The sequence below is a fragment of the Mesorhizobium sp. C372A genome, from assembly GCF_030323245.1.
Classification (GTDB): domain Bacteria; phylum Pseudomonadota; class Alphaproteobacteria; order Rhizobiales; family Rhizobiaceae; genus Mesorhizobium.
The window spans coordinates 5,623,083-5,646,151 of record NZ_CP100475.1; the positions used below are offsets into that span (position 1 = coordinate 5,623,083).

Annotated in this window: 24 protein-coding genes; 6 read left to right on the forward strand and 18 right to left on the reverse strand. The window is 59.7% G+C overall.

Annotation, left to right across the window (positions count from 1 at the left end; translation table 11 throughout):
* Positions 1–39: 39 nt before the first annotated feature.
* Complete coding sequence (locus NLY42_RS27155) at positions 40–342, forward strand: DUF982 domain-containing protein (protein WP_023670262.1); 303 nt, start codon at positions 40–42, stop codon at positions 340–342.
* Between the two features lie 33 nt (positions 343–375).
* On the opposite strand, the gene NLY42_RS27160 is transcribed toward NLY42_RS27155, so the two are convergent.
* Together NLY42_RS27160 and NLY42_RS27165 are read right to left on the reverse strand one after the other, a co-directional pair.
* Positions 376–777: a sterol desaturase family protein gene (locus tag NLY42_RS27160; RefSeq protein WP_196813848.1), complete on the reverse strand. Its 402-nt coding sequence runs from the start codon at positions 775–777 to the stop codon at positions 376–378.
* A gap of 18 nt (positions 778–795) precedes the next feature.
* On the reverse strand, positions 796–1,917 hold the full coding sequence (locus NLY42_RS27165) for an acyltransferase family protein (protein WP_081730968.1): 1,122 nt from the start codon (positions 1,915–1,917) through the stop codon (positions 796–798).
* A gap of 503 nt (positions 1,918–2,420) precedes the next feature.
* Between NLY42_RS27165 and NLY42_RS27170 the strand changes: the two genes are divergently transcribed.
* Entirely contained in the window at positions 2,421–5,492 is a 3,072-nt protein-coding gene (locus NLY42_RS27170; RefSeq protein ID WP_081730969.1) for a rhamnosyltransferase WsaF family glycosyltransferase, read from the forward strand.
* A 44-nt stretch (positions 5,493–5,536) separates the two neighbouring features.
* Here NLY42_RS27170 and NLY42_RS27175 read toward each other — a convergent pair whose 3' ends face one another.
* The 7 genes from NLY42_RS27175 to NLY42_RS27205 all read right to left on the reverse strand — a co-directional run bounded on the left by NLY42_RS27175 (position 5,537) and on the right by NLY42_RS27205 (position 13,204).
* On the reverse strand, positions 5,537–6,208 hold the full coding sequence (locus tag NLY42_RS27175) for a class I SAM-dependent methyltransferase (protein WP_023754709.1): 672 nt from the start codon (positions 6,206–6,208) through the stop codon (positions 5,537–5,539).
* 59 nt (positions 6,209–6,267) lie between these two features.
* Complete coding sequence (locus NLY42_RS27180; RefSeq protein ID WP_031203073.1) at positions 6,268–7,017, reverse strand: class I SAM-dependent methyltransferase; 750 nt, start codon at positions 7,015–7,017, stop codon at positions 6,268–6,270.
* Between the two features lie 42 nt (positions 7,018–7,059).
* On the reverse strand, positions 7,060–8,571 hold the full coding sequence (locus NLY42_RS27185) for an alginate O-acetyltransferase AlgX-related protein (RefSeq protein WP_023754711.1): 1,512 nt from the start codon (positions 8,569–8,571) through the stop codon (positions 7,060–7,062).
* Positions 8,571–9,992, reverse strand: coding sequence for an MBOAT family O-acyltransferase (locus tag NLY42_RS27190; RefSeq protein WP_023754712.1), 1,422 nt, complete (start codon positions 9,990–9,992; stop codon positions 8,571–8,573). The genes NLY42_RS27185 and NLY42_RS27190 overlap by 1 nt, the downstream gene beginning before the upstream one ends.
* A gap of 423 nt (positions 9,993–10,415) precedes the next feature.
* Positions 10,416–11,201 (reverse strand): GGDEF domain-containing protein, encoded by a 786-nt coding sequence (locus tag NLY42_RS27195; RefSeq protein WP_023754713.1) that lies wholly within the window; start codon positions 11,199–11,201, stop codon positions 10,416–10,418.
* A gap of 393 nt (positions 11,202–11,594) precedes the next feature.
* Positions 11,595–12,245: a hypothetical protein gene (locus tag NLY42_RS27200; RefSeq protein ID WP_023689083.1), complete on the reverse strand. Its 651-nt coding sequence runs from the start codon at positions 12,243–12,245 to the stop codon at positions 11,595–11,597.
* Between the two features lie 446 nt (positions 12,246–12,691).
* Positions 12,692–13,204 (reverse strand): DinB family protein, encoded by a 513-nt coding sequence (locus NLY42_RS27205; RefSeq protein ID WP_023673440.1) that lies wholly within the window; start codon positions 13,202–13,204, stop codon positions 12,692–12,694.
* Between the two features lie 262 nt (positions 13,205–13,466).
* On the opposite strand from NLY42_RS27205, the gene bluB reads away from it, so the two are divergent.
* The gene (gene bluB / locus NLY42_RS27210; protein WP_023754714.1) at positions 13,467–14,102 is read left to right on the forward strand and encodes a 5,6-dimethylbenzimidazole synthase; all 636 of its coding nucleotides are present in this window, start codon (positions 13,467–13,469) and stop codon (positions 14,100–14,102) included.
* Between the two features lie 12 nt (positions 14,103–14,114).
* Here the strand turns inward: bluB and NLY42_RS27215 are convergent, their stop codons facing one another.
* A complete protein-coding gene (locus tag NLY42_RS27215) occupies positions 14,115–14,339 on the reverse strand; it encodes a hypothetical protein (RefSeq protein WP_023754715.1) in 225 nt (74 codons plus the stop codon).
* 238 nt (positions 14,340–14,577) lie between these two features.
* Here NLY42_RS27215 and ndk point away from each other — a divergent pair, with 238 nt between their 5' ends.
* Positions 14,578–15,000: a nucleoside-diphosphate kinase gene (ndk, locus tag NLY42_RS27220; protein ID WP_023705335.1), complete on the forward strand. Its 423-nt coding sequence runs from the start codon at positions 14,578–14,580 to the stop codon at positions 14,998–15,000.
* Between the two features lie 86 nt (positions 15,001–15,086).
* Here ndk and NLY42_RS27225 read toward each other — a convergent pair whose 3' ends face one another.
* On the reverse strand, positions 15,087–15,542 hold the full coding sequence (locus tag NLY42_RS27225; RefSeq protein WP_023673444.1) for a MarR family winged helix-turn-helix transcriptional regulator: 456 nt from the start codon (positions 15,540–15,542) through the stop codon (positions 15,087–15,089).
* A gap of 64 nt (positions 15,543–15,606) precedes the next feature.
* Between NLY42_RS27225 and NLY42_RS27230 the strand changes: the two genes are divergently transcribed.
* Positions 15,607–16,083, forward strand: a complete 477-nt coding sequence (locus tag NLY42_RS27230; protein ID WP_023701902.1) for a cupin domain-containing protein — start codon at positions 15,607–15,609, stop codon at positions 16,081–16,083.
* Between the two features lie 3 nt (positions 16,084–16,086).
* On the opposite strand, the gene NLY42_RS27235 is transcribed toward NLY42_RS27230, so the two are convergent.
* The 6 genes from NLY42_RS27235 to NLY42_RS27260 all read right to left on the reverse strand — a co-directional run bounded on the left by NLY42_RS27235 (position 16,087) and on the right by NLY42_RS27260 (position 21,264).
* Complete coding sequence (locus tag NLY42_RS27235; RefSeq protein ID WP_023754716.1) at positions 16,087–16,854, reverse strand: YbaY family lipoprotein; 768 nt, start codon at positions 16,852–16,854, stop codon at positions 16,087–16,089.
* Positions 16,855–16,923: 69 nt separating this feature from the next.
* Positions 16,924–17,397, reverse strand: a complete 474-nt coding sequence (locus NLY42_RS27240; protein WP_023673447.1) for a molybdenum cofactor biosynthesis protein MoaE — start codon at positions 17,395–17,397, stop codon at positions 16,924–16,926.
* A 4-nt stretch (positions 17,398–17,401) separates the two neighbouring features.
* Positions 17,402–17,659 carry a molybdopterin converting factor subunit 1 gene (gene moaD, locus NLY42_RS27245; RefSeq protein WP_023673448.1) on the reverse strand — a complete coding sequence of 86 codons (258 nt, stop codon included), beginning with the start codon at positions 17,657–17,659 and terminating at the stop codon, positions 17,402–17,404.
* A 1-nt stretch (position 17,660) separates the two neighbouring features.
* Positions 17,661–18,257: a CDP-diacylglycerol--glycerol-3-phosphate 3-phosphatidyltransferase gene (gene pgsA / locus NLY42_RS27250; protein ID WP_023673449.1), complete on the reverse strand. Its 597-nt coding sequence runs from the start codon at positions 18,255–18,257 to the stop codon at positions 17,661–17,663.
* A 170-nt stretch (positions 18,258–18,427) separates the two neighbouring features.
* Positions 18,428–20,503, reverse strand: coding sequence for an excinuclease ABC subunit UvrC (uvrC, locus tag NLY42_RS27255; RefSeq protein ID WP_023689090.1), 2,076 nt, complete (start codon positions 20,501–20,503; stop codon positions 18,428–18,430).
* Positions 20,500–21,264, reverse strand: a complete 765-nt coding sequence (locus NLY42_RS27260) for an SDR family oxidoreductase (protein ID WP_023754717.1) — start codon at positions 21,262–21,264, stop codon at positions 20,500–20,502. Before NLY42_RS27260 ends, uvrC begins: the two co-directional genes overlap by 4 nt.
* Before the next feature lie 411 nt (positions 21,265–21,675).
* On the opposite strand from NLY42_RS27260, the gene NLY42_RS27265 reads away from it, so the two are divergent.
* Entirely contained in the window at positions 21,676–22,326 is a 651-nt protein-coding gene (locus tag NLY42_RS27265) for an outer membrane protein (protein WP_023673452.1), read from the forward strand.
* A 63-nt stretch (positions 22,327–22,389) separates the two neighbouring features.
* Here the strand turns inward: NLY42_RS27265 and NLY42_RS27270 are convergent, their stop codons facing one another.
* Positions 22,390–22,986, reverse strand: a complete 597-nt coding sequence (locus tag NLY42_RS27270; RefSeq protein WP_023689091.1) for a glutathione S-transferase family protein — start codon at positions 22,984–22,986, stop codon at positions 22,390–22,392.
* Positions 22,987–23,069: the final 83 nt, after the last annotated feature.

Sequence of the window (23,069 nt, forward strand, 5' to 3'; positions counted from 1 at the left end):
CGGCGGCCGCCGCCCTTCCGCCCATCCAGAGAGGCCAGAATGCACGACGCGATGTTCTTCACCCCGGTTGCCGTTAGCGTTGGCGCCGGCCACAAACGCATGCTCGCCTCGCTGTTCGAGATGCATGATTTCCTGACCGAATTTCCGCCGTCACGCCGGCGCCTGAGCTATGGCGCGGCCGTGAGGGCTTGCGAGGCGGCGCGCGCCGGCGAAATCTCGACCGAGGCCGCACGCGATGCCCTGATCACCTTTGCAGTCACGGCAGGCATCCTCTGGCCCGCGGTCCAGCCGGCCGTCTCGGTCAAGCCGGTCGCACATGGTTATGGCGGCTACGCCGTCTGAGACGGCCGGGACCGGGCCTGCCCAGCAAAAAGATCACTCGGACTTGCCGGCAGACGTCGGCGAGGCCTGTGCCAGCCTTGCCGACGGGGCGGTCTGTTCGGTGTTGCCGACAAAGAGTTGATCGCCGACAAAGGGATAGGCAAGCTGCCGATGATAGAGCGAGGGAACCGGGTCATCGGTGCCGTATTCTGCGGCATCCTGTCGGGCATGAACAATGTGCCTCCCAGCATGTCGAGCAAAGGGCAGCTGCCCGGCGAAATTCTTGTCCCAGGCTTCGCGCTCATTGGCACGATGCCAGTGATGAAATCGCGGTGACGCCAGCAGCCATTTCAAAGGCCGTTGCGGCCGAAGATCGGCTCGCCAGAGATTAATGCCAAGGGATGAACGAATCGCGGCTGGCCACGGATTGCTGCCATTTGCCGGCAGGGGCCGCATGCCTGGCCAAACCAAGTCTCAGGTTTGGCGAATCGCCAACCGTTCCGACAGCGCAGGCAGCGGCACTGCGGCGACTGGAGAGCTTGCCGCCATCTGCCCGGATCGCGGCGGCCTTTTGAACAGCCCGCCTGCCCACCGCGTGGACGGGCGCTCGATCCATCGATAGCTTGCCCAGCTTACCATCAGGACACAAACGCCTGTGGTAACGATGTAGGAGAGGACACCCGCTGAATGGCTCAACCAGGCACCGAACAACAGCGACACTGCGATCATGGTCGGCCAATGCCACATATAGGTCGAGTATGAAATATCGCCCAGAAATGTGACCCACTTGGCTGGGCGCGAGCCGGCGCCCTCCAATGACAGCGCGCCCCATACGATCAGCGACGCAGCCGTTCCATAGATGGCGAGGCGAAGCAGGCCGGTCGTGGTCCCGAGCATCGGCCCAGCGTAATAACCGGCTACAGCCACAATGACACAGCCCAGAACTATGCAGACTCTCGGAAATGGCAGCGATCGGCGGCTCGCGACATAACCGATCAGCAATCCCGGCAGGAACTCCACTGTGATAGGGGCGGCAAAATACAATCCATGACCCCAGCCGCGCTCTGCTGCAGTCACAGCCACAATATGGGCTACGCCCCAGACAGCGATCACCGCTCCCGACCTTCGACCGAACAGCATGGCCAAACCCGCGACAAGGTAAAATTGAATTTCGAAGCAAAGCGTCCAACTGACCGGATGCAGAAAATTCGTCGTCACCAAGCCGAGGGTTTTCGGCGTCAATTGTGAAAAATCGACGGGATAGAGACCCCCGCTGCTGAGCAGCACGACGATTGTCGCGCCGAGGGAAAGCCAATAGATCGGATAGATCCTGACAAAGCGCCGCATAAGGAATTGCAGGGAATAAAAAGGGTGACCCGCGTTCTGCTGCTGCAGGAGACCTGCGATGATTACGCCACTGACGACGAAAAAAATGTCGACCCCGAACGCTCCGAAATGCAAGAAAAAGTTGTAGGCCGTAGCTCCCCATTGGTTCTTGCCAAATGATGAGACCGTACAAATATGCAAAAAAACAACTAAAGTTGCAGCGATCCCTCTTAACGCTTGTATTGAAAGTGATTTCGAGCGAAGATTCATATCTCACCCAGAAAAAACGATATTTTCTTTGGCATATTGCGGGCATTTCTTGATTAACCTATCATCTCTCTTAAGATTGTCGATTCACTCCTTTCATCGCTCCACAGGCTGATGTCAAAAAGCCCGGAAGCTAACTGTTTCCGCGAGTTTAGACAGTGCGAGAGCCACGAACTGTTCCTGGCATTCGGGCCGGCCGACCGGCAAAGCAAGGTGCCGTGGCACTTAGCTGCTCCGCACGGCTACTTCCGCAAAAAACGATATTTTTAGGTTAGCAGGCGAAATTTCGTGATGAATTGGAATCAATGAGCAGATTCGACATCTCGCCCTGCAATCGTAAAATATGATTTTTCTATAAGCATGACACGATATCTGTAAGATTCTTATATTTCTAAGATGATATCGCGGTTCTACTAAAAGTAGGAAACAAAACATGCCGATAATCTTTGAATGCATATTGTGGAATGAAGCTCTGACGGCTAACCTACTTGGCAGAGTGGGAAGTGATGCGCTATTTTTTGCAAAAAGCATGTCACGGGGCTAAGTTAAGAAATAATATCAGCATACAGATGGGTGAAATCTTGGTGAATACACGAGATGTATTGTCGAACAGGCCGAGTCACCGGTGGAATAAACCCAACATTGGCGCTCTGTTCGCGACGGTTGGACAATTCGGTATCCAGCAGTTTTTTGACTTCCGCAAAAATCCCGCCGTCGAGAAGGTCAATGCACCATCTTCCAAAGCGCTGATTGACGAAACGCTCACAAAAGAGAAAGCAAGCCAGCTTCCCAAGCTTATGTGCGCACTCGACGTTCCTTCGAGCCGCTCATTTCACGTCGGCAAGGGGCTTGCGCTGTACCTGCAGGGCTGGGCTTTCTGTCCCGGCAACGCGATCAGACGGCTCTATGTCCTGGACGGAACCAGGCAGCATGAAATCAAGAACCATTCCTGGGCTCGGCCCGATGTCGTGCACTGCTTCTATCCCGCGCAGGATTCAACTGGCGGCAGCCTGTTCTCCGAATTCACCACCATATTGCCGATCGAGGAGATTGCGGAACCGGAGACCCGCGAACTGCGACTTCTTGCCGAGCTTAAATCCGGAGACATGATCGAGCAGTCTCTTGCCGCCTTCAGGCTCCAACCTGGGACCAACCGGCGACCGGTGAAGGTGAAATGGCCGGCCACTGGTCCCAAGATTGCCATCTGCATGGCGGCATACAATCCGCCACAGGAACTTCTGGAGCAACAGATCGCGTCAATCATCGGTCAAGACCACAAGAACTGGATCTGCATCATCACTGATGACAGCTCAAATTCCTCTTCCCGTCGCGATATTCTTGATTTGGTAGAGAATGATAAACGATTTATTTACGTTAGAAACAGGGAACGGAAGGGTTTCTACAAGAATTTCGAAGAGTGCCTTTCGCTGGTACCGGTCGGTGCAGAGTTCGTCGCGCTGGCAGATCAGGATGATCGCTGGCGTGCGGACAAACTAACCAAGCTCGTCCAGGCTTTGCCGGAGAACAAGAAACTCGCATTCAGCGACTGTCGTATCGTGGCCGCCGATGAGGTCGTCTCCGACACGTATTGGAGCCATCGCAAAAACGAATATACGGATTTTCTTTCGCTATTCCTCGGCAATAGCGTGAGTGGCGCCGCCAGCCTATTTCGCAGCGACATTCTCGACCGGATACTGCCGTTTCCGCAAAGGCTGGTGGATGCCTACCACGATCAGTGGATTGCACTTACTGCCCAGGTTGCGGGCGGGATTTCCTACACCCACGAGCCTCTGTACGATTATCATCAGCATGGAGCCAACGTGGTGGGGCAAGTCGTCGTGCCCTACGCCGGCGTTTCCCATTCAATAGGGTTTCTCCTGAAAGGCGTCGGAAACAAGCGTGCCTTGGTTGAGGCAGGTCGAGCTTTGCTGCACCAGGCACGCAGAGATTTTGTGGGGACGCTGGAAAAGGCCATATTCGCCGAGACGCTTCGGTTGCGAAACCCCGGGATGCCGGGAAGGCTGGGCAAGATAGTCAACCGCATGTCGCGCCTGACCACCAGCTTGGCCGAAGTGATCCTTCTGAGGTTTTCAGCCGCGCTACGGCGCCGTTCGACATTGAACGTCGAAGGACAGATGATGAACGCGGCCTTAGGTGTCAGGGCAAGAAATCTTGCCTATCGGTTGAAGAAAGCCAAATATTTGCAGTATGTCCGCAAGATCGCCACGGGATCCGACGCTCTGCCAAAAGCTGCGGCCTCCGGAGGGATACCGAGCGTCGCGGATACAAATGCCAGCTGGATTATTCACAATATCCAGCCGTTGACGCTGCGGGTGTCGAAGCGCGAGCCAAAGCGCGTCAACATCCTCCTGGCAACGATCGATTTCAAATATATTTTCGGAGGCTATATCGGCATGTTCAGCCTGGCGCTGCGCCTGCGTCGGGAAGGTTTTCTCGTCCGGATCGTGACGTTGGAACATACGGAACTGGACATGGCGCTCGCTCGCGAGCGCATCAAAGGTTATCCCGGCGTCGAACAATTGTTTGACGAGATCGAAATCGAACATCGGTATGATCGCGATGACGAATTGTTCGTTAATCCCAATGATCGCTTCATTGCCACCAATGGCTGGGCGGCCCATGTCGCGCACCACGCCAGCCGGAAACTGGGACAGGACCGTTTCATGTTCATGGTCCAGGAATATGAACCCTATTTCCTACCCATGAACACGATTGCCGCACTGTTCCAGCAATCCTACCGCTTCCCGCAGTTCCAGCTTTTCTCGACACCCTTGCTGCGCGACTTTTTCAAGCTGAACAAGATCGGCGTGTTCTCGCAACCGGGTGCGAAGGAAAACCACGCTGTGTTCCGCAACGCCATCCAAAAATTCAAACCGTCGATAGACGACATGCGCGATCGCGAGCGGCGGATTCTTTTCTACGCCCGCCCGGAAGCACATGCCGCGCGCAATATGTTCGAACTCGGCATAATGGCGCTTGCCGAGCTGGCCCGTTCCCCGGGTTTCGACGCAGACAAGTGGAAGTGCTACGGGATGGGCTCGATCGGCGGCGCCAGCAAGATCAGGCTGGCGAAAAATGTGGTCATGGAGATGCTGCCGAAGACCGATTTGCAGACCTATACCGAACGGCTACCGCACCATGATGTCGGCCTCTCGCTGATGCTGACGCCGCATCCCAGCCTGGTGCCGCTGGAAATGGCTTCGGCCGGTATGTGGACCGTGACCAACACGTTCGAGAACAAGACGGCTAAGAGCCTGCGGGATATCTCGACCAACCTGATCGCTGTGGAGCCGACGCTGGAGGGCGTTGTCGCCGGGCTCAAGGACGCCATCTCGCGCGTCGATCAATACGATAAGCGGCTGCAAGGCTCGCGCTTCGATTGGCCGACCGACTGGAACGACGCCTTCTCCCAGGCGACGATGAAAAAGATCGTCGACTTTCTGTCTGATGCGCCGATCCTTCCCGTCGCGATCCATTCGCCTCGAAAAGGGACGCACAGCATTCGGGCGCCGGCGTTTAAAGCGCGTCGCCTAGCCGCGGGCTCGGCCCGCGGGTAGTAAGGGTTTGAAGAACAAAATCTTGTTAGGGCGCGACCGGCCCGTCAAGGTTTTTTCATGATCATGACCGATTGCCCAAGAGAAGCTCCACCCCATGGCGCTTTCGGGCCATCGACGAACTCCTTGATCGACAGGTTGGCGTGTCCGGCCCACACTTCCCACTGGTTACGCTCGATGAATGTGTTGAGGTAGTACACCCCCAGCGATCCTTCAAAGACCGGCCATTGAGTGGGCTCAGCCAGTTCAAGAAACGATATGACCGCCGTGCCACCCGGCTTCAGCGCGCGGGATACTTCCAAAAGATACGTATAGCATTCTGTCTGCAATAGATGCGTGAAAACGCTGAAGGCGTACACCACGTCAAATTCACCATCGCCGCACGGAAAGCTCAATTGCCGGTGCAGTCTATATTCGAAGTGCTTGGGTGTTTTGGTTTTCGCGTAGTCGAGCATGGATTGGACGATATCGGTTCCCAGATAGCGGCTGATATTAACCCTCTTGGCCAGGGCGTGAGCCACTCTTCCGCTGCCACAGCCAAAGTCGAACACGGCATCTCCATCTCGAATGCCGGCATAGGCCAGAACATCCGCGGCAATCTTGCCGATGCCTTCGTAGTTGCCTCCAACAGCGAGGCTCATCGCCTCGTCAAGCGGGTATTTCGCCAGAAGATCGGCAACGTGGCGCTCATAGTTCTCAACAAAATGATATTCAGCCATGGCTCTTCGTCTTTGTTTTTGGATTGAGCGACAAAAGCAACTTCCAGTCGTCGTTGCCTCTAGGCGGATTTTTGCACGATGTATTGGTCCTGGTATTTCCACCATGCGCCGGCTTCGTAGGATATCAACCGCGATCCCGGCAGCCGGCCGATCTGAAAGCCGACATATTGCGGATGAACGGTCGAACTGCCGTAATCCTGCTTGTCAAGGTCAATTTGTTCCGATTCAGCCTCGAATGCGATGCCATCAGGGCCAGGTGTCGGGATATGCGGATTGATGGCGCGGGCGGATTCGCCGATGGTCGTGAAGATCAGATAACCGCCTGGCGCCAGCAGCGAGTAGAGCGCCGAAAGCCATCTGCCAAAAGTGCGATCCGGAAGATGGGAAAAAAGCGAAATTACGGCGATGACATCGAACTGTCCGGGGATATCGAGGTGCTCAGGATCTTTCGACGACAGGAAGGCCGGGCATCCGAAATGTTTTCTCACGAACTCCACCGCTTCAGGATGGATATCACTGACCGTCAGGTCGCATAATTTCCGTAGATGGCGGGTGACCCGCCCATAGCCGGCGGCGAATTCGAGAACCCTCGGATTGCTCGAATCGGCGCCGAGGCTCCCGATTGTCCGCATCAGTTGTTCCGCGTCAGCCAGGCCGCCCTTGAAGTAGAATTGCAGACCGGTTTCGGCGTTCAATTTCAGGAAATGCGCCAACATCAGATCTTCGGAGTGAAGCGCTGGGCTTACCCCATAGGCCTCCGCAAATCGCTTCGCCGTCGCTTCGAATTCTCCAACAGCTAAGGTTGCCATGTCACCCTTTCCGCTATTCTGTTTCACGAGTGTTTGCTGGCTTCATTTGGCCGCCTCATCATGAGCGGCGCGCCAGCCAAACTCTACATCCCTGAGGGTCGTTTGCTGGCCGGAATCGCCTGGGTCGATACGAATGGAACGCCCAGCCAGATAGTCGGGAAGAACCAGCGCAATCGTGTGGTCGCCAACGTCGAGCGGCACTTGAATCGAGCGACCAGCCACAAAAGCTCCGTCCTGGCCGGAGTGGGGTGAAAAAAAGATTTCGAATGTATCGGGGACTTTCAATGTCAACCGCAGTCGTATGCAGGGGATCTTTCCAACGCCGCCAGAGACGGGCACGGTGGCGACCATTTGGGGATCGGGGGCGGTGGTGAGATAACCGTTTGCGTCCGCAGCCATAGCTTGGAGCCTCGGCGAACCGGATGCGGGTGCAAAATCCCTGCATTCCCTGGCCGCCAGTTCATCACGTGCGACGAGGGCCTTGCCCAGCGTGTTCGGCCAAGAAAGAGGAAAGTTCAACACAGAATTGACGACCGCTCGCTCGACGCGGCTTACCACCAAGCGGTCGCTGGCCTGCACCGCTTTGGTGATCTCTTGGGGATCGGCATCGAAATTCAATTCGGCGCCGTGCCGGAACGGGTCCGTCAACCCGATTACTTTATTGTAGAACGAATCGTGCAAAACGAGGGTGGACTTCGCCTGGTCGAATTCTGCGACTGAAGCCAGTGCCTTTTTTTCCGCAGGAATGTCGATCTCGCTTTCCGGGTAGCCATTGCCAACCAGCAGCATTGTCGTTTCCATATCGGCTGGAGGCTGGGCCAATTTTCCGGTTAGTGCAGGTGGCGACATCGCCCTGGTGTCCCGAAACATCGCCGCGAGCAATTGGCGGAAGGCTATGGCCGCACCAAAGTTGGTCCAGTGGGTGTCCGCCTTGCCATACAGAATGTTGCCGGCGGGATTGCCCTTTTCGCTCCGCAGCGCGGTAAGGTGATCGACGATCTGGGGCGCCTCGACCCTAATCGCCGATCGCAAAAGTTCGGCACTTTGCTGTTTGCAGCCCCAGATCTTTTTGAAATGAGGGTCCAGAAATTCCGGATAAAGTGTGGATTTATCGGGCGCTATTGCAAAATACATATCAATTCCCGAGGCCTTGGCGACATCAAGCATGGCGCCAATGCGGGACACGGCCATTTCCACATCATATTGCTTTTGACATTCCCCCCCGAACCAGTCGTCCTTCCAGAACAGCCAGCCGTCCTTTCCGCTGGCTACATTGTTATGGTCATACTGGCGCACAATTCTCAGCAAGGCGGTGTTTCGAACGGTAATGGCCGTTTTCTTCAGTTGCGAGCGTTCAAGAAGAGCTGAAGCCAGTTGATCGAACGCACCGCTCGAACTGGTGGACAGAGCTTCTACCGGCGGAAATGCGGTGAACGGTATTCGGCCATAAGGTTCAACGGCGCCGCGAACAGCCAGCACCAACAGCGGCGACGCGATGATGACCACGAAGGCTGCGGTGACTATTGCGCTGCATATTTTTCTGGCTGTTTTCATCAGAATTGGAAATACAGGAACGGAGTGTAGCCACCGCTCAGCGCCAACACCTGACATACCATCAGGGCAACAACCGTGTAGCAGGCGCCGGCGACATACAGCTTATCGCCTCTGGTCTCGCTTGTCAGCAACTGGCCGAACGAAAGCCGGCCGGGCAAAACGTAAATTGCCGCACCGGCCACAAGGGCGATCAGGCTGGTCGTGGCTATCGGCGCAGCCGCATCGAGGCTGAATGCACCAGCGGCGACGGGCGAAGCCATCGCCTTCCACAAAGACATTGCCTGTTCAAGCGAAGTCGCGCGGAACAGCGGCCAGCTCAGCGTCACGACCGGCAGGAAATAGGCATATCGCAGCCACCCCTTCTCCAGCACTTTCGGCCAGGTGCCGGTGGCCACGCGCTCGACCAGGATGAAAAGCCCGTGGAACATACCCCAGCAGAAAAACGTCCAGGAGGCGCCATGCCAGAGGCCGGTTACCGCGAAGACGATCAACAGGTTTCGATAGGTCGCGATCCTGCCATGCCGGCTTCCCCCCAGCGGGATGTAGAGATAGTCGCGAAACCAGCTTGAAAGCGAGATGTGCCAGCGTCGCCAGAATTCGGTGATCGAACGGCTGGCGTAGGGTCTCTCAAAATTTTCCGCAAAGCGGATGCCGAACATGCGGGCAAGCCCGATGGCCATGTCGGAATAGCCGGAGAAGTCGAAATACAACTGGATGCCGTAGGTCGCGGCCGCCAGCCATGCCGTGGCAAAACCTATGGTGTCGTGGGGTGCGGCGAAAATGGCATCGGGGATCGGCGCAATACCATCGGCTATGATCACCTTTTTCATAAGGCCGTGAGCGAAGCGGGTGGCCCCAGTGGAGAAGTTCTCGAGAGATATTCTCGGCGCTCGAAAATCATCCACGACGTCCCGGAACCGCACAATCGGGCCGGCAATCAGGTGCGGAAAAAATGTGAAGTACGTACTGAAGAGCACGACATTGCGCTCTGCAGGAATTTCACGACGGTAGACGTCGATCAGGTAAGACAATGCCTGAAAGGTAAAAAAGGATATGCCGATCGGGAGGATTATGCCGGCGAATGTCGCCGACAGATTGCTGCCTGAGGCGAGGTCAACGTTCACCGCTATGAAATCGAGATATTTGAAGAACACGAGAATGCCGACCAGCAGCACGATTGCCGCCCCGACAACTGCATTTCTCAATCTCGCGCTTTTGCAAAGGTCGACAGCCAGCGCGCCGAAATAGGCGATGACTACATCCGCGATGAGTATGATTACATAGGACCCTGACGACCAGTAGTAGAATGCCAGGCTCAGAACGAGCAGGCTTGGCCGAAAGGCAGAGGGCTTGGCAAAAAGAGCTATGGCAAGTGCGATAGGCAGGAAGAAGAAAAGAAAATTACTTGCCGAAAATACCATCCTGCCTCCAACCACGCCCACGCTCGGTGACCACCTCAGCTCTAAGAGCCAAATTTGCCACCTAAGACCTCACCATCTATATCGAATATAACGCGCATGGATGGCCAGAACACAAAAACAAGTCCCAACAGCGAAAATATCGACAAAAAGGTATAAGCGTTCGGTAATTCTCTCTGAATCATCCCCTGCTTCAGATAGTAGACGCCTCGCCTGATCTGTAAATGCTTATCTCTATGCACAGGTTGTTGATAACGCGCCCAAGCCGCTAGAGCGTTTCATCGTTTAGGGAAACGGCGAAACACTCTATCTCTTGTTCTGACGCAATTCCGAAAGAAAGCGCTAAGCGCTTTCCTGGGAACACACACTTTTCTTGGAATTGCTCTAATGCGCTACGCCGAGCTGTCGGCGCACCGGTCCCAGCCCTCAATGCAACGTCGGATCACCGGCGAGCAGGCCGCGCGGCCCGGTCGTTTCGAAACTGACCTGGTCGCGGCCGTTGGACTTGGCCTTGTAGAGGTGCCGGTCGGCCGTCAGGAACATGTCGGCATAGGTGGTGGGTCCGCTGAAGGCGACGCCGCCTATGCTTACCGAGAGCGGACAGGGCCGCCCATCCGGGGCAAACTCGACCTCGCGGATGCGCCGCCGGATCCCCTCGGCAACCAGCCAAGACTGCGACGGGTCGGCGCCGGGCAGGAAGATGGCGAACTCCTCGCCGCCGATGCGTCCGACGATGTCGGCGCCGCGCAGCTGGGCCTTGATCGTCTGCGCGATCAGCTTGAGGGCCTGATCGCCGCAATCGTGGCCCAATCGATCGTTGATGGTCTTGAAATGATCGGCGTCGACGATCAGCAGGGCGCCGGCATCGACGACGGCCTGGCTGCGCGCCTGTTCGAGATAGGCCTCGACCAGCATTGAAAACGCGCCGCGGTTGAACACCGCGGTCAGGCTGTCAGTTGCCGCGACAATGCTCAGATTCTTCTGGGCGATCGCCAGCTGGCGCATCTTGTACATCAGGAAAGAGAAGAACGATCCACCCAGCACAAGCGGCAGTAGCAGGTCGGTGAGCTGCGCCCAGCGCAATGCTTCGGGCGACAGCGACGGAAAATTGTAGGAATCGACAAGGAAGGCCGCCGCGATACAGATCGCCGTGCCGACAACCGTGACTGCTATGACCCTGCCCCAGCTGGTGGGCGACAGATCGACCCGCATGCCATTTCTCCCACTGTGTTCGCCATTTTGCAGCGGGAACACAAATGAAACCCTAAAATCTTACCTGCAATTCGAATGTGGTTAACCAGAACAATTCCAGGAAAGTGTGAGCAGCTTTCCCGGGAGAAGCGCGTGGGCGCTTTCCCTGAGAATTACCAAGACAAAGGGATAGCGCGTTTCACCGTTTCCGTTAAACGATAAAAAACTCCGGCAATCGAAAGGCGCGATCGGTTGCCTTGTGAGTGGCGACAAAAAGCCCGCCACTTGCGCGGCGGGCTTTCCGACTGGCCGGAGGCTTCTCGTCAGCGCATGTCCCTCGGGAAGTCTGGGCCATGCGGTAGGAGAGTGCCGTAAAGCCTCACGGCTGGCTCGACACTCCCGGCGAAACCTGTCTCAGCGACGCGAGATCATAAGGCATAGCTGCCGCAGATCGCTGTCGTAGGTGCCCTCGCTGGCGAGCACATCGACGCAGCGCTTCTTCATACGTGTCAGCTGGCTGTTCGACATGCTAGCGACGATACCGGGTGTCCCAGGGGTGCCTGGTGTTCCAGGAGTTCCTGGAGTGCCGGGGGTACCGGGCGTGCCCGGCGTTCCGCCAATGCCGACGCCGACACCGACGTTGATGCCGCTGCCGACGTTGACGCCGACACCGGCATTGATACCTCCGCTGCCGCCGACCGTGGCCCCAACACCGGCATTGATGCCACCGGCTCCGCCGACCGTCGCGCCAGCGCCAGCCTTAATGCCGCTGCTACCGCCGACTGAGGCGCCGAGGCCTGCTGTAACGCCGCTATTGCCGCCGACCGTTGCGCCAGCACCCGCCTTGATACCGCCGCTGCCGCCAACCGAGGCGCCGGCACCGGCCTTGACCCCGCCGCTGCCGCCGATCGAAGCGCCAACACCGGCATTGATGCCGCCAGCACCGCCGATAGATGCGCCGACACCGACGCCAATTCCGCCGCCTGCATTCGCGGGAGCGGCAAAAATGACGATAATTGCACCCGCCGCCAGTGTTCTAGCGATTTTTTGAGTGATATTAACCATGACACTCTCCTTGTTGCCGTTCTGCTTTGTGCATTGCAACATGCCAGCAAACCAAAGCAGACATATGCTTATGCACTCACAGCTACGCACGAGTCTTCCTTATAGTTTCTTTATTTTTTCCAAGAATAAGGATTGTAGTTCTCAAGGCGTGCACTGGTCTGCTAAAAAAAAATATGTTTTTGCTTCAATATTTAAACTTTGTTTAATTCTCTCGACAGAAATTCCACCGGAGTTGGAGCGGGTTGTGGCTGCGGCGGCCTGGAGCCGAAGGCCCACAAAAGGCGGGCCACTGACAGCCCAGCCATCTGGCCCAGTCACCGGGCAGCGTTGTGCCGACAGGGTCCTCAAACCCGGCTTGGATCCAGAGCTGGTGCCGGGCATCGACGGCCGCGCAAATGCACCGGTTAACGCTCCCGTGCGTTTAAACGGGAAGCGCGGTCAGGAGATCAGGCGTAGGCGCGGCCTTCGTCGGTGCGTTGGAAAAACGCCAGGTCGAGCTGCACCGAAGGCCGGCCGAGAATGGTCAGGATGGTATGCGCCTGGCCGCGGTGATGGGTCTGGTGGTTGAAGACGTGTCCCAGCGCCGGCGCCAGCCGCTGCGAGACGGTGCGCATGTCGGAAACGGTCATGTAGGAGAAGCGGCCGGACAAAGCCTTTTCGGTCAAACCGCCGACCCAGTCGACGATCCGCCTGTCCTCGGCCTCACGCGCCAGCTTTAGACCAGGCAATGCGCGGTGCAGGATGGCGTCGAGCTTTGCCGGCGCGTCGCCCTCGCCGGTGAAGCGTTTCATCCAGATGCGGTCGGTGGCCAGCAGATGGTTGAGCGTGCCCATCATCGAGCCGAAAAATGCGCCGACATCGCGGTTGAACTCTTCTTCGTCAAGTGCGGCGACGGCATCGTAGATGCGGCCATTGGCCCATTGATTGTAGGCCGCGAACATCATGAAATGCTGTTTCATCTTTTTCCCGCCGACGAGTTCCGCTTCAGCCGCAGGCGCCTAATTAGACCGCGAGGACGCAGCCGCCAATGACCATTCTGTTCTATGAACTCGTCGGACACGACGCGACCCGTCCGCTCAACCGGCATTGCTGGAAGGAGGCGGCGGCAGCAGCTTAGGGAATAGGCAGTAGGCAATAGGGTCTGAGCGCTGTACTGCCTACTGCCTACTGCCTGCTGCCTACTGCCTACTGCCTATTCCCCACACAAGTCTCCTGATCGCCATGCCACCACCCCCCGATTTCACCGATGATTTTCGCGCCGGGCTGGTCACGCTGCTGCGCTGGCGCCGGGATGTGCGGCGCTTCGAGCGGACGGCTTTGCCCGAGGATACGCTGGAGCGGCTGCTGGAGCTTGCCAGCGTCGCGCCGTCCGTCGGTCTCAGCCAGCCGTGGCGCTTCGTGGTGGTCGAGAGCGCCGAGCGGCGGGGCGCGGTGAGAGACTGTTTCGAGTGCTGCAATGCCGAGGCGCTGGCATGCTTTTCGGGCGAGCGCGCCGCTCTCTATGCCCGGCTGAAGCTCGCCGGTCTCAATGAAGCGCCCTGCCAGTTCGCGGTTTTCGCCGACCGCACGACGCAACAGGGCCACGGGCTCGGCCGCATGACCATGCCGGCGACCATCGACTATTCGGCCGTCATGGCGGTGCACACACTGTGGCTGGCGGCGCGGGCGGAAGGCATCGGCATGGGCTGGGTGTCGATCCTCGACGCCGCCGAGATGGCCGCAATCCTGGACACCCCGCCTGAGTGGACGCTGATCGGCTATTTCTGCCTCGGCTATCCCAGCGAGGAGCATGAGATGCCGACGCTGGAGCGCGAGGGCTGGGAGCGCCGGCGGCCGCCCGTTGTTATCAGGCGGTAGTGATACTGACAGTCACTTCGCGCCCTCTTTGCCGACCAGCTTGACGCAGATCGGGTCGCCCTTCGGCATCAGCGTGCATTGCCATTCGGGGCCGAAGCCGAAGTTCGTATCTGTGCGGAGTCCCGGAAAGAGCAGCATAACAAGGCCCACGGCAGCAAAAATGCCGATAATCAATAGGCTCCCTTTTATGTCGCCCGGCCTGAGGTGGTGGTAGGGCCAGCGCGTCCCGTCAAACATGGTCCGATGTCTTTCCATTCCGCTGGTTTCCCTTCGAAACCGTGCGTGCCTGCGCAATCGCCATTTTCCCGCAAAGCCTTGCCTTTGACCACAGCGTTGCGAACGGCCATGCGGGCGGTCGCGGTCGAATAACGCTGCCGGGGCGCCTCCCCTTGGCAATGGGCCGGGCGGCTTGTATAGAGCCCGCCACTCCACATTCCGATCTCAAGACTTTCCATCTCAAGACAAGGACGACCCCATGGCGCTCGAACGCACCTTTTCCATGATCAAGCCGGACGCGACCCGGCGCAATCTTACCGGCGCCATCACCAAGATGCTGGAAGAGGCCGGCCTGCGCGTCGTCGCCTCACGTCGCGTGTGGATGAGCCGCCGCGAGGCCGAAGGCTTTTACGCCGTCCACAAGGATCGTCCGTTCTTCGGCGAACTGGTGGAATTCATGTCGTCGGCGCCGACCATCGTGCAAGTTCTGGAAGGCGAAAACGCCATTGCCAGGAACCGCGAAGTTATGGGCGCGACCAACCCCGCCAACGCCGCCGAAGGCACCATCCGCAAGGTCCACGCGCTGTCGATCGGCGAGAATTCCGTGCACGGCTCCGACGCGCCGGAAACCGCCGCGCAGGAGATCAAGTACTGGTTCTCCGACACCGAGATCGTCGGCTGAGCCGACGCGAACCAATGTATGCAAGAGGCCGGCACTTCGCCGGCCTTTTTCTTTGGTCAGGTCCCGGCTTCGGCTTCATGCCGCTTTCAACGGATGAGCGGCGTGTCCCAGAGGTCGCCGAGCAGCGTTTTCAGCTCCGTGAAACGCTTCTCGCCCAGTTCCTCGGCCCATTCCCGTTCGACGTCGAGCAGGATGTCGGCCATCTTCTGGTATGCGGCGCGCCCGCGGTCGGTGAAGTGGACGACGGTCCCGCCGCTCTCATCGGGTGCCGCCGAGCGAGTGATATAACCCATCGCTTCCAGCGTCTTCAGCAGTTGATTCATGGCCTGCTTGCTCATCGCGGCGCGCTCGGCGAGCGCGCTCGGCCGAAGGCCATCCGGGCCGGGATATTGGATCACCGCCATATGCGGCGGGCTGAGGTCCTCGAAACCCGACGCCCTGAGATCCCTGATCAGCTTGCGGTGAATGGCCATGGCCGGAACGCGCAGCAGCGCACCGATCAGCGGTGGCTTCTTTGGCGGTGCTTCCGCGGATAATGGCATTGACACTCTGGTAAATTGAGTTTACTCATTTCGGTAAATTCAATTTACCACGTGGGAGGATGAAATGCTAGACAGAGCTAGCCAGATCAGCGTCAATCCGGCCGACGAGACAATCAGCCATGGCGGCCTTGCCGTGCGCTTCCTGCTTACCGGCGACCAGTCGAACGGCAGCATCGCCGCCTTCGAACTGACGGTCGCCGGCTCGCAGCGCCTGCCCGCCCCGGCGCACAGCCACGATCACTATGAAGAGACGATGTACGGGATCGAAGGCGTGCTGACGCTGACCGTCGACGGACACCGGCACGATATCGGGCCTAGGCAGGCGCTGTGCATTCCGCGCGGCGCGGTCCATCGCTTCGACAACGACACCGCCGCGACCGCCAAGGTGCTGTGCGTGGTGACACCGGCGGCGATCGGCCCGGAATATTTTCGCGAGGCCTTCGCCATCTTCAGCACTGGCGGCCCGCCAGACCGCACCAGGCTGATGGACCTGATGCGCCGGTTCGGCCTGACGCCGGCGCCCCCGCCGCCGCAGTCTTGATTCTTAGCTCGCTGCGTTGAAGCGCAAGATATCGTGGCCGTCCTTGTCGGCGATGATCAGCTTGCCGCCATCGACACGGTATGACGCCGCCTTGGCGAGCGCCTCGAACAGCGCCTTTTCCTCGGCCATGATCTCCGGCGCGCAGGCCTTGTAGGTCGAGCCGATGTCGCTGATGACGATGGTCTCGCCATCGACCTTGGCGGTGGCGAAATAGGCGTTGCACGGGCCGCTGCCGCCCGCCTTGCCGGCTTCGCTGACCCGGAACGTCGCCTGCGGCTCCGAAATCACGCCGATACCGTCGATATATTCGACTAGCCAGCTCTGGCCGAACAGCGAGGCCGAGGTCGGCTTGTCGCTCGGCGCCACCATTTTCAGCACAATGGCCTGCGGCGCCTCGCTGAGCGGATCGACCTGATAGCGCGAGTCCGTGACGAACAGCAGCTTGTCGTCGGCGGTGATGCGCGCCTGCAGCGCATAGGTCATGTTGGGCCGGATCACCGTTGGATCGAAGGTGATCTCGAACTTGATCGGCACCTGGCCGGCCGGCGCTACCTTGCGCTCGCCGACAATGGCGGCCGGCGCATCGGCCAGCGATACATCGGCAAGTTGAACCGACAGCACGGCGTTGGGCGGCAGCGCGATGCGCTCGCGATACATCACCTCGCCCTTCAGGGTTTTCTCGGCGGCGACGGAAGGCTCGGGAACGGCCAGAACGCCGATAACCAGCGGCACAAAACCGAAGACGAAGAATTCGGCGATCCTGTCCAGCATGCCCTTGCTCCCTTTTTGCCGATGCGATTTGGCCAAGGGAATGCGGTCAATACATGGCTGCACCGAGATTTATTCGGGCCGCGCCTTCCAGCGCGCCGCAGCCTGGTCGTCGGCGTCCTTGGCCTCGACCCAGCCGCCATCGGTGCCGTCCACGCGGTGCTCCTTCTTCCAGAAGGGTGCACGCGATTTCAGGAAATCCATCAGGAAATTGGCCGCTTCGAACGCCGCCTGCCGGTGCGAGGACGCCGCCACCACCAGCACGATGTTTTCGCCCGGTGCGATCTTGCCGTGGCGATGGATGACGGTCAGGCCTTGCAACGGCCAGCGCTGAAGCGCCTCGCCGGCGATCCGGCTGATTTCGGCCTCGGCCATGCCTGGATAGTGCTCGAGTTCCAGCGCCGACAGCTGGCCCTGCTCGTCGCGGCAAAGTCCTGAGAAGGACACCACGGCGCCGATGTCGGCGCGACCCCCGGTCAGTTTCGCGATCTCGGCGGCAACGTCGAAATCGTCGCGCTGGATGCGCACCGTCGGCGCGCCGGACATGGTGTCAGCCCCCGGTCATCGGCGGAAACAGCGCGATCTCGCGCGCGCCGGCTATCTTCTCGCGATGCTCGACATGTTCCTGGTTGATGGCGACGCGGATCACATCAGGATATTGCAGCGCGTGCTCATATTCCTCGCCACGCGATTTCAGCCAGCGCAGGAGGTCGGCCACCGTCTCGATACCGGCGGGCAGTTCGACATCCTCTTCCGGCTTGCCGATCCGTTCGCGCACCCAGGCGAAATAAATGAGCCGGGTGATCATCTCACTCGTCCATGATGTGCTTGAGGCCGGCGCGGAAATAGTCGTAGCCGGTGTAGAGCGTGACGAGGGCTGCGATCCACAGCAGCACCAGTCCGGTCTGCGTGGTCAGCGGGAAGATCTTGTCGCCGGCAGGCCCGGCCAGCAGGAAGGCGATGGCGACCATCTGGATGGCGGTCTTCCATTTGGCGAGCTGCGTCACCGGCACCGAGACTTTCAATGCCGCCAAATATTCGCGCAGCCCCGAAACCAGGATTTCGCGGCACAGGATGATGATTGCCGCCCACAACGACCAGCCTGCGATGCCGGCATGGCGGTCGGTGTCGGCGGCGAGCAGCAGCAGGCAGGTGGCGACTAGCAGTTTATCGGCGATCGGATCCAGCATCTTGCCGATGTTGGACGTCTGCTGCCAGGCGCGCGCCAGATAGCCGTCGAGATAGTCGGTGATCGAAGCCAGCAGGAAGATGATCAACGCCGACCAGCGGGCGAAGTCGCTCGATTTCAGATGCCCCTCGAGAAAAAAGCACAGCACCACCAGCGGCACCGCGACGATGCGGGCATAGGTAAGCATGTTAGGCAGGTTGAACGCGCGCTTGGCCATATCTCAGGGACTCTTTCTGCCTGCGTACTCAAATCAGAACCGGATGTAGGGGGTCAACAGGCGAGATTCGATTGGCCAGACGAAAATAGCGCGCGATTGCCGGGATTCGAGTGGCCTGCGAGAAAAGAACGGCTGCTGCCATTTGATCGGGACAGCGGCGTCACCGGCGCTCAGCTCTCATGGAAATGATTGTAGACGAGCTTGGCGACCTGCTCTGAAATACCGTCGACCTTGACCAGATCCTCGACTGCCGCGCGGCTGACCGCCTTCGCAGTGCCGAAGGCCAGCAGCAGCGCGCGCTTGCGGCCGGGACCGATGCCGGCGATCTCGTCGAGCGGGCTCTTGACCAATTCCTTCTTGCGCCGCGCGCGGTGCGAACCGATGGCGAAGCGATGCACCTCGTCGCGCAGCCGCTGGACGAAATAGAGCACGGGATCGCGGACGGGCAGCGAAAACGAGTCCCTGCCTCTGACGAAGAAACGCTCGCGGCCGGCATCGCGGTCCTGGCCCTTGGCGATGCCGATGGCCGCCACGCGATCCTCGATGCCGAGGTCGGCGAGGATCTTGCGCACCGCGCTCATCTGGCCCTGGCCGCCATCGATCAGGATGACGTCCGGCCAGGCCGGGAAGCTGCCGGAGATGTCTTCCTCGATGTCGTCGCCTGCTCCACCGGCTGCCGCGTCGTCGGGAACGACATCGCCATGTTCCTTCAGCAGCCGCGAAAAGCGCCGTTCCATCACCTCGCGCATCATGCCGAAATCGTCACCGGGCGTGATCTCGGTCGAGCGGATGTTGAATTTGCGGTACTGGTTCTTCACAAACCCTTCCGGCCCGGCGACGACCATGGCGCCAACGGCGTTGGTGCCCATAATGTGCGAATTGTCGTAGACCTCGATGCGCACCGGCGGCTTCGGCAGGCCGAAGGTCTCGGCAAAGCCGGCGAGCAGCCGGCCTTGCGTGGAGGTTTCGGCCAGGCGGCGGCCGAGCGCCTCGCGGGCATTCTGCAGCGCGTTGTCGGTCAAATCCTTCTTCTCGCCGCGCTGCGGCACCGAGATCGACACTTTACGGCCGGCGCGGGTGGACAGCGCTTCGGCCAACAGTTCCTGATCCTGGACACCTCGCGACAGCAGAATGTTCCGTGGCGTCGGCTTGTCGTCATAGAACTGCGCCAGGAACGAGCCCAGCACTTCCGCCCCCTCCAGTGCCGGGTCGGCCTTGGGGAAATAGGCGCGGTTGCCCCAGTTCTGGCCGGTGCGGAAGAAAAACACCTGGATACAGACCTGGCCGCCCTCCTGATGGATGGCAAAGACATCGGCCTCGTCGACCGTGGCCGGGTTGATGCCCTGATGGCTCTGCACATGGGACAGTGCAGCCAACCGGTCGCGATAAATGGCGGCGCGCTCGAAATCGAGCTCCTGCGAGGCCTGCTGCATGGCGGCAGAGATTTCGGTCTTCACCTTCTGGCTGCGGCCCGACAGAAAATCCTTCGCCTCGCTGACCAGCTCGGCATAGTCGCTATGCGAGATCTCCCCGGTACATGGACCGGCACAGCGCTTGATCTGGTAGAGCAGGCACGGCCGGGTGCGGTTTTCGTAAAAGGAGTTGGTGCAGCTCCTGAGCAGGAAGGCGCGCTGCAGCGAATTGATGGTGCGCCCGACCGCGCCGGCCGACGCAAAAGGTCCGAAATAGTCCCCCTTGCGCGAGCGCGCACCGCGATGCTTGTAGATGCCGGGCGAGACGTGATCGCCGGTCAACAGGATGTAAGGGAACGACTTGTCGTCCCGCATCAGCACATTGAAACGCGGCCGCAAGCGCTTGATGAGATTGGCCTCGAGCAGCAGCGCTTCGATTTCGGTGCGGGTGACGACGAACTCCATCGTCGATGTCTCGCGCACCATGCGGCCGATGCGGGCGGTGTGGAACCGGCCTTGCGCGTAGTTGGTCACCCGCTTCTTCAGGCTGCGCGCCTTGCCGACATAAAGCACGTCGCCGGCAGCGTTCATCATGCGGTAGACGCCGGGCGCATTGGGCAGCCGCTTGACCAATGTCTGGATGACCTCCGCGCCGACCATGCCGTCGGCGTCGCCGGCATGCGGCGCCCAGTCTATCGCTGTGAAGGCGACATCGGGCCCGGTGGCCTCGGGCTCGACGATCTCCTCGACCGCTTCATCCTCAAGCTCGATGTCGGGCGGCATATCGTCGGCGGCGCCGGCGCGCGTCTTGTGTTTCTGGTCTGCGGGACTCATTCCACCATGCCTGTCACATCCGGCGTCTGCCATGCAAGATGCTGGCCGCCGTCGAGCGCGATCATCTGGCCGGTCACCGAGCGCGCCTCCCAGAGATAGCGGATGGTGGCGCCGAATTCGGCCAATTGCGGGCCGCGCTTCAGAATCAGGCCATCGACCTGCTTTTGGAAATCATCATCGTCCTGGCGGGCATTCTTCAGCGCCGGACCGGGACCGATGGCGTTGACGCGGATGCGCGGACCGAGCGCCTGTGCCAGCATTTCGGTCTGCGTCCACAGGGCCGACTTCGACAGCGCATAGGAGAAATAGCGCGGCGTCGGCCGCCAGACGCGCTGGTCGATGATGTTGACGATCAGCCCCTCCTGCCCTTGCGGCAAGGCGCGGGCGAAGTTTTGCGCCAACAGCGCCGGCGTCTTCACATGGATGGCGAAGTGAAGGTCCCATGCCGCCCAGTCGAAGTCCTCGACGCTATCGTCGACGAACAGCGACGCATTGTTGACAAGAAGCGTGACCGGGCCGAGCGCTGCCGCGGCGCGGCCGACGAGATCGCCAACCGCATCCATGTCGGTCAGATCGGCGGCTACCACGCCGGCGCGGCCGCCTCCGTCCCTGATGTTCGCAGCCAGCGCGTCGGCCTCGGCGGTCGAGCGGTTGGCGTGGATGGCGACGGCAAAACCGTGCGCGGCCAGATCCTCGACGATCGCCTTGCCGATCCGCTTCCCCCCGCCCGTCACCAGCGCCGTTCCGGCGGCTTCGATCATCTGTCAATCCTCAATCTGCGCCTCAATTCGGCTGGCGGCACATTGTGACGCGTCCAGGGGTTAAATGCCGTTTCCACCTGGGGCAGGAATGTGGCGAAACGGCTTTTTCGCCGCCGGCACCGCCCCGGATTCGGGTCGGCAGGACCGCAATATAGGACGCTGAACCCGTTGCACCAAGCCGAGTGCAGTGCAGCATCGCCTGCGTACTGACATTTCGCTGTTGCGAAGATGCAACGTCAAGCTTCGGCCTCATTCGTGCCGGGGAATGACCCATTTTCAGGTTCGCTGCCGCCGCATTTTGACACGACATTCGGAACCGTTGAGTGCCAGATCCGTTTCACCCCCCGGACGGGTTGATGGCGCTCAGGACAAACAGGCCTACGTGTCTTGTGGCTTAAGGAGTAAACAACAATGCAAACCAATCTCAAATTCGCGCCGCTCGCGGTTGCGCTCGGGCTCTTCGCCCTCAGCGGTACCGCTTTTGCTGCCGATGTCGTCTCGGAAGAGCCCCCGGCGCCGGCCCCGATCGCCGAGCTCCCCGTCGCTTCCTGGGCCGGCCCGTATGCCGGTCTCAGCGCCGGCTACGGCTTCAGCGGTCATGCCAAAGTCCAGGACGGCGGCCCCGACATCAAGACCAAGGGCTTTGTCGGCGGCGTTTTCGGCGGCTACCAGTGGCAGCAGGAAAACTTCGTGTACGGTGCTGAAGCCGATCTCGGCTACAATGGCGTCAAGGGTGACAGCGGCGGCGTCAATTCCAAGGGCGGCTTCGAAGGCTCGCTGCGCGCCCGTCTGGGTTACGCCGTGACCCCGGAAATCCTGCTCTACGGCACCGGCGGCGGCGCCCTGAAGAACCAGAAGGTCTCGGTCCCCGGCGACAGCGACAGCAACACCATGCTCGGCTGGACGGCCGGCGTCGGCACCGACATCAAGATCACCGACAATGTGTTCGGCCGTGTCGAGTACCGCTACACCGACTTCGGTTCCAAGAGCTTCGACAGTGTCGGCACCAAGGTCAAAGAGAGCGACAACCGCGTCACCTTCGGCGTCGGTATGAAGTTCTAACTGTCGTTCAAGCCACGACACAAGAAAGCCGGGCCTCGCGCCCGGCTTTTTTTGTTTCGCCCGTCAGGCCGGCACAGCCACCTTCAGCCCCGGAAACTTCTCATCGAAACGCGCTGCCCAGCGGGTCAGGCGGCCGCGGCCCTTTTCCCATTTGCCGGCGAAGCGCAGAGAGAGGTAGCCGAGGCAGGCACGCAACGCCAGCTGGCCAAGCGTGATCTTCTTCGGCAGCTTCGGCGGATTGGCGTTGAGGAAATCGAGTGCGGCGGTGATCTTGGTCCACTGGCGATCGAGCCAGGGTTGATAGACCATCTCCTCCGGACGCGTGCGCCGCTCATAGACCATCGACAGCGCGCAGTCGCATATGCCGTCGGCCAGCGCCTCCAGCACTTCGGCCTCGAGGCGCTTGTCGGCATTGCGCGGCAACAACAGGCTCTTCGAAGCGCGGTTGAGATGCTGGGTGATGGCGCGGCTGTCGTGGATCGAGCGGCCGTCGTCGAGCACCAGCACCGGAATCTTGCCGAGAGGATTGGCTGACATCAGTTCAGCAGGCTTGTCCTCGGTCTTGACCGGCACCAGTTCGACGGCAATGCCGGCATGGAGTGCTGCCATGCGCACCTTGGAACTGTAGGGGGATGAGGACGCGTAGAGCAGCTTCGGCATGATCGGTTCCCTGTTTGCGGACGGCCAGTGCATGTCGCTCAACAATGCGGCTCCGGTCTTGAGAACGACGCGCGTAAAACAAA

What these genes read in the sequence shown, in the direction of transcription:
- NLY42_RS27155 (WP_023670262.1), top strand. Translation starts at nt 40, where the DNA reads ATGCACGACGCGATGTTCTTCACCCCGGTTGCCGTTAGCGTTGGCGCC.
- NLY42_RS27160 (WP_196813848.1), bottom strand. Translation starts at nt 777, where the DNA reads ATGCGGCCCCTGCCGGCAAATGGCAGCAATCCGTGGCCAGCCGCGATT.
- NLY42_RS27165 (WP_081730968.1), bottom strand. Translation starts at nt 1,917, where the DNA reads ATGAATCTTCGCTCGAAATCACTTTCAATACAAGCGTTAAGAGGGATC.
- NLY42_RS27170 (WP_081730969.1), top strand. Translation starts at nt 2,421, where the DNA reads ATGCGCTATTTTTTGCAAAAAGCATGTCACGGGGCTAAGTTAAGAAAT.
- NLY42_RS27175 (WP_023754709.1), bottom strand. Translation starts at nt 6,208, where the DNA reads ATGGCTGAATATCATTTTGTTGAGAACTATGAGCGCCACGTTGCCGAT.
- NLY42_RS27180 (WP_031203073.1), bottom strand. Translation starts at nt 7,017, where the DNA reads ATGGCAACCTTAGCTGTTGGAGAATTCGAAGCGACGGCGAAGCGATTT.
- NLY42_RS27185 (WP_023754711.1), bottom strand. Translation starts at nt 8,571, where the DNA reads ATGAAAACAGCCAGAAAAATATGCAGCGCAATAGTCACCGCAGCCTTC.
- NLY42_RS27190 (WP_023754712.1), bottom strand. Translation starts at nt 9,992, where the DNA reads ATGGTATTTTCGGCAAGTAATTTTCTTTTCTTCTTCCTGCCTATCGCA.
- NLY42_RS27195 (WP_023754713.1), bottom strand. Translation starts at nt 11,201, where the DNA reads ATGCGGGTCGATCTGTCGCCCACCAGCTGGGGCAGGGTCATAGCAGTC.
- NLY42_RS27200 (WP_023689083.1), bottom strand. Translation starts at nt 12,245, where the DNA reads ATGGTTAATATCACTCAAAAAATCGCTAGAACACTGGCGGCGGGTGCA.
- NLY42_RS27205 (WP_023673440.1), bottom strand. Translation starts at nt 13,204, where the DNA reads ATGAAACAGCATTTCATGATGTTCGCGGCCTACAATCAATGGGCCAAT.
- bluB (WP_023754714.1), top strand. Translation starts at nt 13,467, where the DNA reads ATGCCACCACCCCCCGATTTCACCGATGATTTTCGCGCCGGGCTGGTC.
- NLY42_RS27215 (WP_023754715.1), bottom strand. Translation starts at nt 14,339, where the DNA reads ATGTTTGACGGGACGCGCTGGCCCTACCACCACCTCAGGCCGGGCGAC.
- ndk (WP_023705335.1), top strand. Translation starts at nt 14,578, where the DNA reads ATGGCGCTCGAACGCACCTTTTCCATGATCAAGCCGGACGCGACCCGG.
- NLY42_RS27225 (WP_023673444.1), bottom strand. Translation starts at nt 15,542, where the DNA reads ATGCCATTATCCGCGGAAGCACCGCCAAAGAAGCCACCGCTGATCGGT.
- NLY42_RS27230 (WP_023701902.1), top strand. Translation starts at nt 15,607, where the DNA reads ATGCTAGACAGAGCTAGCCAGATCAGCGTCAATCCGGCCGACGAGACA.
- NLY42_RS27235 (WP_023754716.1), bottom strand. Translation starts at nt 16,854, where the DNA reads ATGCTGGACAGGATCGCCGAATTCTTCGTCTTCGGTTTTGTGCCGCTG.
- NLY42_RS27240 (WP_023673447.1), bottom strand. Translation starts at nt 17,397, where the DNA reads ATGTCCGGCGCGCCGACGGTGCGCATCCAGCGCGACGATTTCGACGTT.
- moaD (WP_023673448.1), bottom strand. Translation starts at nt 17,659, where the DNA reads ATGATCACCCGGCTCATTTATTTCGCCTGGGTGCGCGAACGGATCGGC.
- pgsA (WP_023673449.1), bottom strand. Translation starts at nt 18,257, where the DNA reads ATGGCCAAGCGCGCGTTCAACCTGCCTAACATGCTTACCTATGCCCGC.
- uvrC (WP_023689090.1), bottom strand. Translation starts at nt 20,503, where the DNA reads ATGAGTCCCGCAGACCAGAAACACAAGACGCGCGCCGGCGCCGCCGAC.
- NLY42_RS27260 (WP_023754717.1), bottom strand. Translation starts at nt 21,264, where the DNA reads ATGATCGAAGCCGCCGGAACGGCGCTGGTGACGGGCGGGGGGAAGCGG.
- NLY42_RS27265 (WP_023673452.1), top strand. Translation starts at nt 21,676, where the DNA reads ATGCAAACCAATCTCAAATTCGCGCCGCTCGCGGTTGCGCTCGGGCTC.
- NLY42_RS27270 (WP_023689091.1), bottom strand. Translation starts at nt 22,986, where the DNA reads ATGCCGAAGCTGCTCTACGCGTCCTCATCCCCCTACAGTTCCAAGGTG.